The following is a 13,637-nucleotide window of genomic DNA, read 5'->3' on the forward strand; positions in this document are numbered from 1 at the left end:
AAATTCCCGGGGTGGTGTATGATAATAACAAATATAAACTAGTTGAGAAATAAGGAGTGCCAGTATGAAAGTCTTAAAGGAAGTTGCCAGTTGGCTCATTCCCATCATTATTGGGTTAGCCATTGCCGGAGCACTGAAAGCATTTGTCTTTACCCGTGTTAGAGTGGATGGGCCTTCCATGGAGCCTAACCTGAACAACAACGAAAAAGTCTTTGCTTTGAAGCAATCTAAGGTCAAACATCTGAGTGTCATCGTTTTCGATGCCCACGGTGAAGATCCTTCGGCCAAGGTTAAGACCAACTATGTGAAGCGGGTCATTGGTTTACCTGGTGACAAGGTTAGCAGCAAAAACGGGTATATTTACGTTAATAACAAGAAGATTAAACAGTCTTTCATCAGCGATAGTGAACGGACTGCCGGTACTGGGAACTGGACGCTGGCTAGCCTGCAGAAGACCTATCACTGGGGCAGTGGGACCACGGTTGTGCCTAAGGGCCGATACTTTGTCTTAGGGGATCACCGGAGTGTTTCCAACGATTCTCGTTACTGGGGCTTTGTCAAGAAAGATAAGGTCTTGGGCGTGGTCAAGGTGCCAGTCTGGGCCTCTAGCAAGACGAAACGGGCCAATGTGAATTCACTGGCTTACTAATAAAATTAGAGGGTCTGGGATGAATCCCAGACCCTCTTGTGTTTTCAAATTATATGGTCGAAACGTGGGACAAAAGGCAGCTGGTTCCGCTTAAACCTGATAACCAAACAATCCAAGCCCAGGATTATTCGGTTATCAGCCTTAATGCTCACCAGCTAACCGCCTTTTTTCCCACTCTTTTTGGTTTTACCACTTTACGTCAAGCCAATAGCGGGACTAAACTAATCGGGTAAAAGTTCTGAAATTTGGAGATGAGTCGTCATTAAAAATTCAATGCAACAACGCTGGTTGGCGCTGATTCTGGGGTTGGTGGTCAACGCCTTTGGCAACGGTCTCTCGGTGGCCTCGAACATGGGGACAAGCCCCTGGACGGCGTCTGAGGTTAACCTGAGTCACTGGCTTGGCGGCAGTGTCGGCCTATGGATCGCCATTATTAGCAGTCTGGCGGCGGTTGCCAATCAATTTCTGATTCATCGCTGGGATCCCCGTCGACTGTTTGGCGAGATAGGGTTCATTCTCTTCTTCAGTTCGTTCGTGGATCTCTTCGTTGGGCTCTTTGATCGGCTGGGCATCATGCGGTTGAATGCGGGGGTTCGCCTGTTGCTGGCCCTGACTGGGATCTGTATCTTCTGTACGGCGATCTCGCTCTATCAGCGGGCCAACTTGGTGATGCATCCCAACGACGACACCACCAATATTCTCCGATTCCTGTATTGCCGTGGGAATGTTGTGAAGGCACAGCTGTTGAGTTTTACACCACCGGTAGCGATTATTCTGGTGAGCTGGCTGAATACCCATCAGTTGTATGCCGTGAACTGGGGAACGCTGTTTACGTTACTCTTCAATGGGGTGCTGATTGGCTTGGCGGATCGCCTCGTTTGGCCGCATCTCCATCATAACTTTCAAACAAAATCGACGGGGATGACGCCCCATTCAGCAGCTTGACTTCTAAGCGTATTTAGAATATGCTTGCGCACGTAATTAGAGAGAGGGAGGTGGTGGCAATGGCTACCACGGAAAATGATTCGGATATTATTAAGTGGTTGTCGATTGCCAACCGCTATACGAGAATCGCACTAGATCGGTGTTTACAGCCGTATCGCTTGAATGCCAGTTTGTATTATTATATTTTGCGATTGTACGAGCAACCCCGCCTGACGCAGGACAAGTTAATCAGTATGACTTACCTGAATCCCAGTAATGTGACGCGGGCGGTCAATCAGTTGGTAGACCTGGGCTATGTCCGAAAGCGACAGTCCAAGGCGGATAAACGGATCTACGAGCTGTCACTGACCAAACGGGGGGAGCGGATTTATCCCGACATCTTACATCTGCGGCAGACCGTGGCCGATGACCTGCTGGCGAAATTTCCAGCGGACCAGCATGATGAATTGGTCGCGGCTATTCGGCAAGTGGCCTTACAGGCCGTGGATAATGAAACGGTAACAGATCAAGATTGAGTTGTGGTATGGAGACTGGGACAGCTGTCCTGGTCTCTTTTTTTTTCCCACTTTTTTAGTGATAACTTCCCGTTGCGTCCGCTACCGGAAAGCGTTAGAATGAATTCATGCTTTATTATGAGATTTTCATGAGATTTCTCATGAAACAGGAGAGAGGAGTTATTTTATGCCAGAAACGCAAACGAACTATCCTTTAACGGCGGCCGAAATTGCGGCCTTACATGCCGATTTACAGACCCAACCCGCTCACGATGTCATTGGGCGCGCCGTCATTAAAAACGGGGTCTTAGCGGCTGCCGAGGATCCACAGGCTGTCACGCGATTAAACCGGACTTTTTCCGTCGAACTCGATACCGGGAAAGTCGCCAACCAGAAACACTCTGGTCGTTGCTGGCTCTTCTCCGTGTTAAATACGATTCGCCATCAATTTGCGGCACAATACAACGTGAAAGACTTCGAGTTATCCCAGAGTTACCTTTTCTTCTGGGACAAAGTGGAACGGGCCAACATGTTCTACGCTAACATTTTGAAAACGGCTGATCGGCCCCTCGATGACCGCGAAGTGGCTTACTACCTGAGCCGTCCCGACGATGACGGTGGCCAATGGGCCATGGGTGCGGCCCTGGTTCAAAAGTATGGGGTGGTGCCAACCAGCGTCATGCCCGAATCTTTTACTGCCAACAACACGACGGCCTTCGCGGCAGCCTTAAACCTGAAGTTGCGCAAAGATGCCTTACATCTTCGCCAGTTAGTTGCCGATGGTGCCAGCGAGGCCGACATTGCTGCGGCTCGTCAGGCGGCCTTGAAAGAAGTTTACCGGATGGCAGCCTATGCCTTCGGTGAACCACCAACCACCTTTGATTTAGAATATAAAGATGACAAGCAAGGCTACCACCGGGTTCCGGGCCTCACGCCTAAGCGCTTCTTCGATCAGTACTTCGACGTCGACTTAGATGACTACGTGGTGCTGTCTAACTCACCTGACAAGCCATTTGACCACTTCTACAGCCTGCCTAGCCAGGATAACGTTGTCGGTGGGAAGAACATTACCTTCCTCAACGAGCCGATGGACGTGTTGAAGCAGGCCGCTAGTGCGCAACTCCAAGCCGGAGAAGCCGTGTGGTTTGGAAATGATGTTCTCCAACAGATGAGTCGGGAACGGGGCTTCCTTGATAGCCAACTTTACCGGACTGCGGAACTCTTCGGAGTTGACCTGAGCCTGAGTAAAGCCGACCGTCTCGCGACCCATGAGGCTGAGGTGACCCACGCGATGACGCTGACTGGAGTTGACCTGGTTGATGACGAATCGACCCGCTGGAAAGTTGAAAACAGCTGGGGCGAGAAGAATGGCGACAAAGGATACTTTGTCATGACCGACGAGTGGATGGATGATTTCGTCTACGAAGTCGTCGTGCACAAACGCTTCCTGACCGCTGACCAACAAGCTTTGTTGGCCACGACGCCAGAGGTTTTGCCTGCTTGGGATTCCTTACAATAATTAAAAAACGATAATCGCCGAATGTGGTGGTTATCGTTTTTTCTGTTTAAGCTGTAGCGTATCGATCGTTGCGGGTTCCCTGTGCTACACTAAAACTTAAAAGGTTAAGAAGGTGATAGGATGGCCCGTGTAAATAATGACACTATTATTAAAACGGCAGAGGATCTTTTAAAGAATAACGAGACGGTGACTCTCGCTAAGATTGCCGAAAAATTAGATATTACCCATCCCGCGCTCTATAAGCATTTTAAAAATAAGGATGAGTTGTGGACGGCCGTCTTGACGAAGTGGTTTACCACTGAGGTCTTTAATCAGATCGACGTTACGCGACATATAGAAGATCCCAAGTCAGGGTTGCGGGATTGGTTGTGGCAGTTCGTGACGCTTAAAAAGAAAATCTATAATCAGGACCCGAGAATGTTCGCGTTGAATACCAAATATATCGACGAACGGCCGTTAGTTTTACGTGAGTTGCTTCAAGGTTCCTACGCCCAGATCAATGACATCATGGGATATGACGATCCAACTCATTTAAAAGCCGAGGCGATCATGTCGGCTTTTGCTATCTTCACGGTACCGAGTTTTAAGGAAACGTGGAACGATCCGGACTATGCGGATCGGTTTGACGCTATCTGGCGGTTAATCGAAAAGGGATTGTAGTTGAGGCATAACTTAAAATCGGTCAACACCACCTGTTGTTACCCAGGGCTGTTGACCGATTTTTGAGTTTTTAAAGTTTTAACTATCGTGATGGAACGGCCGGTGGTGAGCTAGTGGCCGAGGTCGACCATCAGCATGGTGGCCGGGACGCAGCTGGTTAAGTTGTTCCAGCTGGAGCTGCTTGGTATGTTCCCGTTCGATTTGGAGTTGCTTCTTGAGTTGACGATTCTTCCAATAACCGTGAATAATTACCGTGGCGGGCAGAACTTCCATGAACAGGGTCGCAGGAATCAGCCAAGGATTCTCAGTCACGAGGGTTTTCATATCATCGTGGTGAGCGGCTAGGGGTTCGGCGACATCTGTGATCAGTTTATGCTTTAACATCAGCAATCACACTCCTTTGACTCATCATAACCCAAAGGGGCAGTCCTGTCAGCCAACCTGTTCCACGTGAAACATCATTAACGTCGATGCCAATAACTTAACAGGTGTAAGATGCTGAGAACAGCGGCTATTCCGAGGACGATCGTTTCCAACATGGGGATGATTCCCAGATGACGATAGTATTCGTAGGCGAGGATGCTCCCCGTAACCAGAATACCACCGATCCAGGCCAATAGTTTTTGCATCTTAATGGGGCACCTCCTGTGATCTTAGTCACGAAAAAAGCCCGGAAACATCCCGGGCTCAATGATTCATTGGTTATTCAGCAACCTTAACCAACACAGCCTTCGTCACGTCTTCATCGACGTCACGGGCGATGTGATAGCCGGCGACCTTCAAGTGGGTTGCCTTGTTCTTGCCCGTCAGGGTTGTCTTAACCGTAAACTTCTGGGTCATCGGAATATCCGACAACTTCCCCTTAAAGGAGATTTCAGTTTTTTGACCCTTGGTCTTAAACGTCGTGGCCAACGTGCCTTCCTTGTTAAGGGCATCGGCCTTCTTAGCCGCGCTGAAAGTCTTGTAGAACTTGTTCACGTTGTAGACGGTAACTTTTCCGTCCTTGTTGAACTTGTAGGCTTCTAGGCCAGAATTGCTCTTGGCGTTGACCGAACCGGTCACATACCAAAGTTGTTTAGACTGGGTCAGGGTAGACTTCACGTCAGCCTTCTTAGTTGTTTTGTTTTTAAAGCTTGCTTGTTGGGTACTGCCTGAGTCACTACTCTTACTGCTGCAACCCGCTAGGCCAATGGTTAAAATCGCCAGTAAACCTAGGGTAGCAGTGAACATCCGGGACTTCTTCATTATCCAATCACCTCATCTAAAAATGATAACAGTTTTTACAGTAACGTACAAATGGCGCCGCTTTATCCACCCATAGTATAGCATGACAGCCACCTTAAAATTGAACGGGGCCCGTTAAAAAAGCGTTAAGGTTAGGAGGAGAAAATGAGCACGCATAAATTAAAACTTTCATCGGGGATTCATGAAAAAAGCAGACGAACGTATGTTTTTCTGGTAAAATGTGACAGAGAGTTTGAACGGATTGAGAGAGGGGAACTGGAAATGAGTAAGCGACATTACCACAGGGGGCGCCGCCGCGGGCGGACCTCAATTGTGGCGGCAATTCTGCTGATTGTGATTGGCGGCATCGGAGGGCTGAGCTCACAAGGGAACCCGACAGCTAAGAAGCTCACCCAGACGGCGAGCAATGCGGTCACTCAGATTACAGGAGAGTCGAGCAGTCAGTCTAGCCAAAATGGCGGGACACAGGCACCGAAACAGTCGGTGGCGACTAAGAAACTCGCCGAGTTGAAGTATACGGGAACCCAGATTGTGGCGGTTAATCATAATAATCCAACCTTCACGAAGGCTGACCTGTCCCTTAAGCAAGGGTCCTGGGCGAAATATGGGGCCCTAGACACCGCTAATCGGGTGACGACGGCCAATGCCATGCTAAGCAAGTCAACGATGCCTACGGCCAAGCGAGAACCCTTGTACGTCAACCCAACCGGATGGCGAAATAAGCCCTATACGGTTAATGGTAAGCGGGGTTATTTGTATAATCGGAGTCACCTGATTGGGTACCAATTGACTGGTCAGAATAACAACCTGAAGAATCTGATGACTGGGACGCGTTCTTTGAATGACCCGGGGATGACGGCCTACGAGAATCCAGTGGCGAGTTATCTGAAGGCCAACCCGACCAACCACATTCGTTACCAGGTTCAACCTGTCTTTCGGGGGAACGAATTGGTAGCTCGCGGCGTGCACATGCAGGCCGAGTCCGTTGAGGGCAAGGGCATTTCTTATAATGTCTACATCTTTAACATTCAAGCTGGCATCAAGATTAACTATGATAATGGGAGTAGCCAACTTGGCGATCCCGCGGCAGCCTTTTAGCCTAAGAACTTAAGAAGGGTCTGGGGAAAATCCCAGACCCTTCTTGCGTCTCTAAATTTACGCGGTTGAAACGTGCGCCAAAAGGCAGTCAACTCCGCTTAACCCCGATAGACAAACAATCCAAGACCAGGATTATTTGTCTATCGACGTTAATGCTCATTGACTAACCGCCTTTTGTCGCACTCTTTAGTGGCGATTCATATAACGGTAAATGAGATAGAGAACCACTCCGGCCAGTAGGATCAGGCCAACAGTGGGATTGTCGCGGAAGATCCAACGGATGGCACGGAAAGTTCCGGTGCCGTGTAGGCCGCCGAGTAGGGCAAAGAGTCTGGGCATGATGAATGACCTCCTAAAATTTTTTCAGGTTAAGCAAGTAAAATTTAAAGAAAATTAAAGACATTTACACGGATTGGCGTATGATGAAAAAAGAAAATGTTTAATGAGGAGGGTTACTGGTGAACGTGAATTTTGTGCTGATCCTGGATATTATCGTCATCTTGAATACGGCGTTAGCCTTCGTGACGGTCTTCCGGGAAAAACGCGACATCGCGGCAACTTGGGCCTGGATGTTAGTGTTAGTTTTACTGCCGGTAGTGGGGTTTATTGCCTACGCCTTCATCGGGCGAAAACTACCGAAGAACCGAATGTTTCGACTGCAACGGCAGGTGGCTGTTCAGTTAAATGAACGGTTGGACCAGCAACGCGAACAGTTGGGAACGGAGATCATGCCCGCTGATAAGATTAGCCATTCGGTCATCAACATGGTGAATATGTTTATGGAAACCGATCAGGCCTTTTTGGCTCGTAAGAATCGCGTGCGCATCTTCACCAATGGACACGACCTCTTTCACACGATGATGGAGGATATCGAAGGGGCCAAATCCAGCATTCATATCGAATTTTACACCTTTTACAACGATCAGATCGGGAATGACATCCTCGATCTCTTGGTAAAAAAGGCCGCTGAAGGGGTTGAGGTTCGTGTCATCTACGATCCATGGGGATCGATGGGGACTTGGAAACGGTTCTTTAAACCCCTGATGGACGTGGGCGGTCACGTGGAGCCCTTCCTGGGCGTTCGTTCAGCCGTTATTGACTTCCGTCTGAACTTCCGCGATCACCGGAAGATTGTGACGGTTGATGGCAAGGTTGGCTACGTCGGTGGGTTCAATATTGGCGACCAATACCTCGGGCGAAAGAAAAAGTTCGGTAACTGGCGCGATACGCATCTGCGCATCGTGGGTTCCGCGGTCTTCTCACTCCAGGCGCGCTTTATGCTTGATTGGAACGCCACTGATCGTGACCATCCCTTCGTTGACGATCGCATCGATTCGCGATACTTCCCAATCACGAAGGTCAAAGGGACCACGAGTCTCCAGATTGTTTCTAGTGGACCGGATTCCGATTTACAACAGATTAAGATGGGGTACATGCGGTTGATTCAAACGGCGGAGAAGAGTCTGTGGATTCAGACGCCATACTTGATTCCCGACGATAGTGTCTTGGACTCCTTGCGGATCGCCGCGATGGCCGGTATTGACGTGCGGATCATGATTCCAGATAAGCCGGACCATGCCTTTGTTTACCGGGCCACGCAGTACTATGCGCGCCAATTGGCAGACGACGGTGTCAAGATTTACTACTATCATGACGGGTTCATTCACGCCAAGACGATGGTTATCGACGGGAAGATTTCCTCCGTGGGGTCCGCCAATATGGACTACCGGAGCTTCAAGTTGAATTTCGAAATCAATGCCTTTATTTACGACGAACAGATTGCCCAACAGCTGGCCGCCATTTATGAAACGGATATTCGCAATAGTGAATTGATCACACCTGAGATGTTCGACCAGCAGTCGGCCTACTTGAAATTCAAGCAAACGGCCTCACGTTTGCTATCACCAATCTTATAAGCCACTTCAGTAGTGGTTGATCGGGGACGGGTGGTATGATGGGGGCGTTGAAGGTCATGGTGCCTAGCCACCGGATTGAGGCCGGGTGAACCGGTCGGTTGGCAGGGCAGACCCGCAGCAGCAATAGGTAGTATGTGTGAGAGGTGAGGACCCAGGTCCTCGCCTCTTTGGATTTCTGAGATGCTTTTTAAAGGGATAAAATCGAGGGATGAATCCGGTCATTCCCCAGCAAATTTTAATCCGGATTTGGTAAAATCAATTTTTAAAAATAGGTGACCATGGCGGGGAAATCTCGCGTTTGAACTGGTCAATGAAAATGGGGGACCAGTCGGGGCGTTTACCCGCTGGTAAGTTAACTGTGAGTATTGGAGGAAACAAGATGAAGATCGCGCGACATCGTTGGCCGCTGTGGCTGTTATATACAATCGCCTTTGCTATCATTGCGGCGGCGAGCTTTGGGGTGTTGGCCATGGCCAACCGAACCTTGATTTGGAACATGGACGGCGTCAATCAGCACTATCCATTGATGCGTACATTTCATCAGATCCTCTATCGCCAAGGTCTAGGGGGCGTGGCTGGCTGGTCATGGACCTTCGGCTTGGGGGCCGATAAACTGACCACGTTGGCCTACTATGTCCTGGGTGATCCCTTTGCCTATGTGTTAGCGCTCCTCCCGTTACGTCTGATGGAGGCGGGGTATGGGGTGCTGGTGGTCTTGCGCCTGTACGCGGCCGGTTTAGCTTTTCTGGCTTTCAGTCGTTGTTATGCGTTTACGCCGGGAAGTCGGCTGTTAGGGACACTGACATACACCTTCACGGGGTATTCCCTAATGATTGGCGTGCACCATCCCTTCTTCATCTTACCAATGCTCTGGTTCCCACTACTCTTACTGGGAATCGAGCGCGTCTTTGCCGGCAAGGGCTGGCGTTGGTTGGGTCTCTTCACGGGACTCGCCGTTTTGAGTAACTTTTATTTTGCTTACATATTGGGCTTGGGTAGCCTTTGTTACGCGGTGATTCGTTACTTTAGCCTGCGGTCCCAAGGCCGACTAGCCATTAAAATTCGAACACTCTGCTGGCAATTGGTGGTTGCCGCGATCACGGGATTATTATTTGCCGGCGTGCTACTGGTACCGGCTGGGGTCATGATGCTGCAGTCGACGCGGACACTGTCGACATTTGCCAATGGCTTGTGGGTCTATCCAGCCAGTTACTACCTGACTCTGGGAAACGCGGTCTTAACTACCGGGAACGTCCTTAATTACTGGGCCATCTTGGGGATGAGTGGCCTCACCTTTCTGGGATGTGGCTACACGTTATGGCATTGGCGCCAATATCGTTATTTGGCGTTGACACTGGGCCTCATCGTGGTGGGACTCGCGTTTCCAGCCGTGGCGGCGTTCTTTAATGTCATGTCGACACCGTCCAATCGTTGGTTACTCTTGGCCACGATTCCCTTTAACCTGGCCACGATGGTTCTGGGGGATCACTTGTTTAGTCTGACCAAAGGTGATCGGCGTTTCCTGGCGGGACTGGCAGCGGCTTTAATTCTGGTGGTGTATGCCAGCAATGGGTTTGTTTTCAGCAATCCGCGGCGAAATTTGATTACCTATGGGTTGTTTTTGGCCTTGGTAGTAGTTGTCGTTGGTGGCCGTCAATGGTCACGACACTGGGCGATGGGGCTGCTGGGAACGTTGGTGGGGTTAAACCTGATCAGCAATGCCTGGGGGTACTATGATCCCGATGCCGGGGTACAGGCAACCCAGCAGTTACGAAATCAGGATGCCACCCACTACATCACGGCGTATTTTGATGGAGCACAACAAGGTCTCAGTCAAACGCCATTTAGTCGGGTTAACACGGCCCCTAACTTTAATTTACAGCGGACAGTAGGGAACAACATGACCATGGCCCACGATCTTCACGGGGTGATGTCATACTTCTCCGTCCAAAATGGGCATCTGGGCCAATTTAGTCAGGACGTCAAAAATGCGGAATATGCCATGAACTCACCCCTGGGTCAACTGGACGGGCGCACCACGCTGAACCAAGTTCTCGGAGTGAAGACGCTCTTCGCCAGAGACGATCAGGTGCAAAATGGCGCGGCACTGCCGTATGGATACCATGCCGGCAAGCGAATTTATCCAGAAGAGTCCGTCTATGGCCTCTCAAATGGAACGGGGACGCGGCGCTTGACCACGAGTTTGAACTTCCCCTTAATTTACACGCAGTCGCAGGTACTGACGCAGCAGCAATGGCGTCGGTTATCGGCGGTCGATCGTGAGCGTAGTCTGACGCAAGCCGCGGTGGTTCCTGGTAAGCAAACCAAGGTTGCCAAGGCCAGCTATCATTCGCCGGCACGCACCCTGAACTACACGGTGATGGCCAATACGATCCCCGTGCTGGATAGTCCGAATAAGGTTATTCAGTATCGATTGAAACAGGCCGAAGTTGGCCAAAAGAAGACCCTCAATGACAAGCAGCTGGCGACCTTTGGCCAGACCTTGAAGGCGCCTAAACTGACCCTGGACCAAAACGGCCTCATGAGCCGCCAGGATGAGCAAACCTACGGGCCGATCGTTCAGATTAAACAGAATCAGGCGGCGCTCCAGCGGGTCCTCAAGGCCAATCAGCGGATAGTTTTACGGAATGCTCAGGCTAACGCAACGGGCCTTCATCAAGTGACGAGTGACGTTCAGGGCCAGCCAATTCAGTATACATTGACGATTCAACGACCTAAGCAGGCTGAGGGAACTGAACTGTATCTGGCCTTTGATGGCATCAGTGCCACCAGGCAGTCGACCCGCCAACAACTCAAACAACAGGAAAATTCAAGCATCTTGGGGAACACCCCACTCTCGGCGCTAACGAAATTAGATTCGTGGCGGGAAACCGTTCGGACCCCTGATCTCGGAGATTATTGGGTCACAGCGAAGACGCGCAATGGCCGCAATAGCTTTTCTCAATTTGGGATCGATAATCTCTCGGATTACGAGCCTAAGCACAACGTCCTTTTGAACCTTGGTTATTCGAAACAGCGGCGGGAGACGGTTGATGTGACGTTTAATGCGACCCGCCAGATTGACTTTAAAAAGGTCAAACTGATCGCTATGCCTTATGGCAAGAGCTACGATCGTCAGGTTCACGCCGTTCAGTATCGGGGCATTCGAGCCGCTACGGTTCGAGACAACCGGGTTACGGGGACGGTCGACAATACCCAGGCAAGCTGGCTGACTACCTCGATTCCTTATTCAACCGGATGGCGGTTACGCGTTGATGGTAAGGCAGTCAAAACCCAAGTCGTCAATGATGGCTTCGTGGGGGCACCGTTAAAGGCCGGCGAACACCATATCGAACTGACCTACCGGACACCGGGACTTGCGGTGGGCTGGATTCTGACCATTCTAGGGAGCATAAGTCTGGCCAGTGGCGTAGTAATTCAAGGCTGGCGGCGTTATCGGCGGGAATAAAAGGCAGCTATAACCCAGGAAATTAACCGAAATTAAAAAGACAGCGTGACCAGTTTACCTGGTCACGCTGTCTTTAATTTGAGGCGGGTTAGCCCGCATTTAAAATCCAGAGGAAGATGACAAAGACTACAGCCAGACCATACATCATGGGGCCCACTTCCTTGCCACGCTTGGCAGCAATCATGGTCAGCGGGTAAGTGATGAAGCCTAGGGCAATCCCATCGGAGATACTGTAAGTCAGGGGCATTCCCAAAACAATCAAGAACGCTGGTGCGGCGACTTCAAATTTTTCCCAGTGAATACCCTTTAAGGATTGGGCCATGAGAACCCCAACGATGATCAAGGCTGGGGCCGTGACTTGGTTGGTCACGACAGCCAAGAGTGGGGAGAAGAAGGCGCCGAAGATGAAGAGAATCCCGGTGACGATCGCGGTAAAACCAGTTCGACCACCCACGGCGATACCGGCGGATGATTCGACAAAGGCGCCCATTGGGGAGGTCCCCAGTAAGGACCCCACAACCATCGTGCTGGAATCAGCCATTAAGGCTTTACCAATCCGTGGTAACTTGTTGTCCTTAACTAATCCGGCTTGTTCGGCCAGGCCGACTAAGGTCCCGGTGGTATCGAAGAAGGTGACTAGCAGGAAGGTTAGGACGACCACAACGAGTTGAATCGAGTTGATACTGCCAATGTGTGTTAATCCCACCAGGAAGGTGGAGTGGATGCTAGGAATTGGGGCAATCAGGTGGCTAGGTAACGGAATTAGACCCGTGATAAGACCTAGAATGGAGTTGGCCACCATCCCAATAAAGATGGCTCCGGGAACCTTGGCACTCATGAGAATCAAGGTTACTAATAGGCCAAAGATGGTTAACCAGGTACTTCCAACTTGTAGAGAACCCAGCGTGACCACAGTAGACTTGTCGGCGGCAACGAGGCCCCCTTGGCTGAGGCCGATGAAGGCGATGAATAAGCCAATACCAGCGCTAATGGCCATCTTGAGGTCCCGTGGAATGGCATCAACAACCATTTCACGGAGCTTGAATGCTGTCAAAACCATGAAGAGTAATGAGGCCACGAAGACTCCCGCTAAGGCCGTTTCCCACGGCACCTTCATGCCAATAACAACAGAGTAAGCGAAGAAGGCGTTGATTCCCAAGCTGGCTGAAATGGCGATGGGGTAGTTGGCCATGATTCCCATGACGAAACACCCGAAGGCAGAGGCAAAGGCGGTCGCGGTGAACACGGCCCCTTGGCTAATCCCGGAGGCCCCCAGGACCTGTGGATTAACGAAGAGAATGTAGGCCATGGAAACGAAGGTGGTGAGGCCGGCTAGAATCTCGGTTCTAAAGTTGGTATTTAACTCATTGAAATGAAAATAGTTGGCAATCTTTTGCATGAAGCAGCACTCCTCAGCAGTTTTTGGTTAAAAGACGAACATTAATGACTATCGTTCGTGTATTTGTCGATAAACACTCCTTAAAGAGCTTAACATTTTTCACTTTTAGAAGCAATCACGAATTAACATTTATTTTATAAAATAAATGTTCGGATTAATGTTGGATGTGATTTGCGTGGCTCGGAACGGTTGTCGGTCACAGCAATCATAGAAGGATTACACCGTTATAAATCTTGAAAATTT

The 13,637-nt window shown here is 50.1% G+C and carries 13 protein-coding genes; 8 read left to right on the forward strand and 5 right to left on the reverse strand.

The window, feature by feature from the left end:
• The first annotated feature begins 64 nt into the window (after positions 1-64).
• The 5 genes from lepB (at position 65) to OCU14_RS04250 (ending at position 4,267) form a co-directional block, all read left to right on the forward strand.
• On the forward strand, positions 65-649 hold the full coding sequence (lepB, locus tag OCU14_RS04230) for a signal peptidase I (RefSeq protein ID WP_057878240.1): 585 nt from the start codon (positions 65-67) through the stop codon (positions 647-649).
• Positions 650-922: 273 nt separating this feature from the next.
• Positions 923-1,594: a YczE/YyaS/YitT family protein gene (locus OCU14_RS04235; RefSeq protein WP_261809937.1), complete on the forward strand. Its 672-nt coding sequence runs from the start codon at positions 923-925 to the stop codon at positions 1,592-1,594.
• 59 nt (positions 1,595-1,653) lie between these two features.
• Positions 1,654-2,109, forward strand: a complete 456-nt coding sequence (locus OCU14_RS04240; protein ID WP_261809938.1) for a MarR family winged helix-turn-helix transcriptional regulator — start codon at positions 1,654-1,656, stop codon at positions 2,107-2,109.
• Positions 2,110-2,275: 166 nt separating this feature from the next.
• Positions 2,276-3,607 (forward strand): C1 family peptidase, encoded by a 1,332-nt coding sequence (locus OCU14_RS04245; RefSeq protein ID WP_261809939.1) that lies wholly within the window; start codon positions 2,276-2,278, stop codon positions 3,605-3,607.
• A gap of 120 nt (positions 3,608-3,727) precedes the next feature.
• On the forward strand, positions 3,728-4,267 hold the full coding sequence (locus tag OCU14_RS04250; RefSeq protein ID WP_261809940.1) for a TetR/AcrR family transcriptional regulator: 540 nt from the start codon (positions 3,728-3,730) through the stop codon (positions 4,265-4,267).
• 78 nt (positions 4,268-4,345) lie between these two features.
• Here OCU14_RS04250 and OCU14_RS04255 read toward each other — a convergent pair whose 3' ends face one another.
• The 3 genes from OCU14_RS04255 to OCU14_RS04265 all read right to left on the reverse strand — a co-directional run bounded on the left by OCU14_RS04255 (position 4,346) and on the right by OCU14_RS04265 (position 5,512).
• Positions 4,346-4,651, reverse strand: coding sequence for a transposase (locus OCU14_RS04255; protein WP_261809941.1), 306 nt, complete (start codon positions 4,649-4,651; stop codon positions 4,346-4,348).
• 77 nt (positions 4,652-4,728) lie between these two features.
• A complete protein-coding gene (locus OCU14_RS04260) occupies positions 4,729-4,896 on the reverse strand; it encodes a hypothetical protein (protein WP_261809942.1) in 168 nt (55 codons plus the stop codon).
• Between the two features lie 73 nt (positions 4,897-4,969).
• Entirely contained in the window at positions 4,970-5,512 is a 543-nt protein-coding gene (locus tag OCU14_RS04265) for a hypothetical protein (RefSeq protein ID WP_057878246.1), read from the reverse strand.
• A 261-nt stretch (positions 5,513-5,773) separates the two neighbouring features.
• Here OCU14_RS04265 and OCU14_RS04270 point away from each other — a divergent pair, with 261 nt between their 5' ends.
• A complete protein-coding gene (locus OCU14_RS04270) occupies positions 5,774-6,610 on the forward strand; it encodes a DNA/RNA non-specific endonuclease (protein WP_261809943.1) in 837 nt (278 codons plus the stop codon).
• Between the two features lie 186 nt (positions 6,611-6,796).
• On the opposite strand, the gene OCU14_RS04275 is transcribed toward OCU14_RS04270, so the two are convergent.
• Positions 6,797-6,949, reverse strand: a complete 153-nt coding sequence (locus tag OCU14_RS04275; protein ID WP_261809944.1) for a hypothetical protein — start codon at positions 6,947-6,949, stop codon at positions 6,797-6,799.
• Positions 6,950-7,068: 119 nt separating this feature from the next.
• On the opposite strand from OCU14_RS04275, the gene cls reads away from it, so the two are divergent.
• Together cls and OCU14_RS04285 are read left to right on the forward strand one after the other, a co-directional pair.
• Positions 7,069-8,526: a cardiolipin synthase gene (cls, locus tag OCU14_RS04280; protein WP_261809945.1), complete on the forward strand. Its 1,458-nt coding sequence runs from the start codon at positions 7,069-7,071 to the stop codon at positions 8,524-8,526.
• Positions 8,527-8,905: 379 nt separating this feature from the next.
• A complete protein-coding gene (locus OCU14_RS04285; RefSeq protein ID WP_261809946.1) occupies positions 8,906-11,995 on the forward strand; it encodes a YfhO family protein in 3,090 nt (1,029 codons plus the stop codon).
• Between the two features lie 88 nt (positions 11,996-12,083).
• On the opposite strand, the gene OCU14_RS04290 is transcribed toward OCU14_RS04285, so the two are convergent.
• Positions 12,084-13,394, reverse strand: a complete 1,311-nt coding sequence (locus tag OCU14_RS04290) for an NCS2 family permease (RefSeq protein ID WP_261809947.1) — start codon at positions 13,392-13,394, stop codon at positions 12,084-12,086.
• Between the last annotated feature and the right edge of the window lie 243 nt (positions 13,395-13,637).

It is taken from the genome of Levilactobacillus humaensis, from assembly GCF_024345185.1.
GTDB lineage: Bacteria > Bacillota > Bacilli > Lactobacillales > Lactobacillaceae > Levilactobacillus > Levilactobacillus humaensis.

Bases quoted from the DNA above. Each gene is read 5' to 3' on its own strand.
- lepB (WP_057878240.1), top strand. From the start codon at position 65: ATGAAAGTCTTAAAGGAAGTTGCCAGTTGGCTCATTCCCATCATTATT.
- OCU14_RS04245 (WP_261809939.1), top strand. From the start codon at position 2,276: ATGCCAGAAACGCAAACGAACTATCCTTTAACGGCGGCCGAAATTGCG.
- OCU14_RS04265 (WP_057878246.1), bottom strand. From the start codon at position 5,512: ATGAAGAAGTCCCGGATGTTCACTGCTACCCTAGGTTTACTGGCGATT.
- OCU14_RS04240 (WP_261809938.1), top strand. From the start codon at position 1,654: ATGGCTACCACGGAAAATGATTCGGATATTATTAAGTGGTTGTCGATT.
- OCU14_RS04285 (WP_261809946.1), top strand. From the start codon at position 8,906: ATGAAGATCGCGCGACATCGTTGGCCGCTGTGGCTGTTATATACAATC.
- OCU14_RS04290 (WP_261809947.1), bottom strand. From the start codon at position 13,394: ATGCAAAAGATTGCCAACTATTTTCATTTCAATGAGTTAAATACCAAC.
- OCU14_RS04270 (WP_261809943.1), top strand. From the start codon at position 5,774: ATGAGTAAGCGACATTACCACAGGGGGCGCCGCCGCGGGCGGACCTCA.
- OCU14_RS04275 (WP_261809944.1), bottom strand. From the start codon at position 6,949: ATGCCCAGACTCTTTGCCCTACTCGGCGGCCTACACGGCACCGGAACT.
- OCU14_RS04260 (WP_261809942.1), bottom strand. From the start codon at position 4,896: ATGCAAAAACTATTGGCCTGGATCGGTGGTATTCTGGTTACGGGGAGC.
- OCU14_RS04235 (WP_261809937.1), top strand. From the start codon at position 923: ATGCAACAACGCTGGTTGGCGCTGATTCTGGGGTTGGTGGTCAACGCC.
- OCU14_RS04250 (WP_261809940.1), top strand. From the start codon at position 3,728: ATGGCCCGTGTAAATAATGACACTATTATTAAAACGGCAGAGGATCTT.
- OCU14_RS04255 (WP_261809941.1), bottom strand. From the start codon at position 4,651: ATGTTAAAGCATAAACTGATCACAGATGTCGCCGAACCCCTAGCCGCT.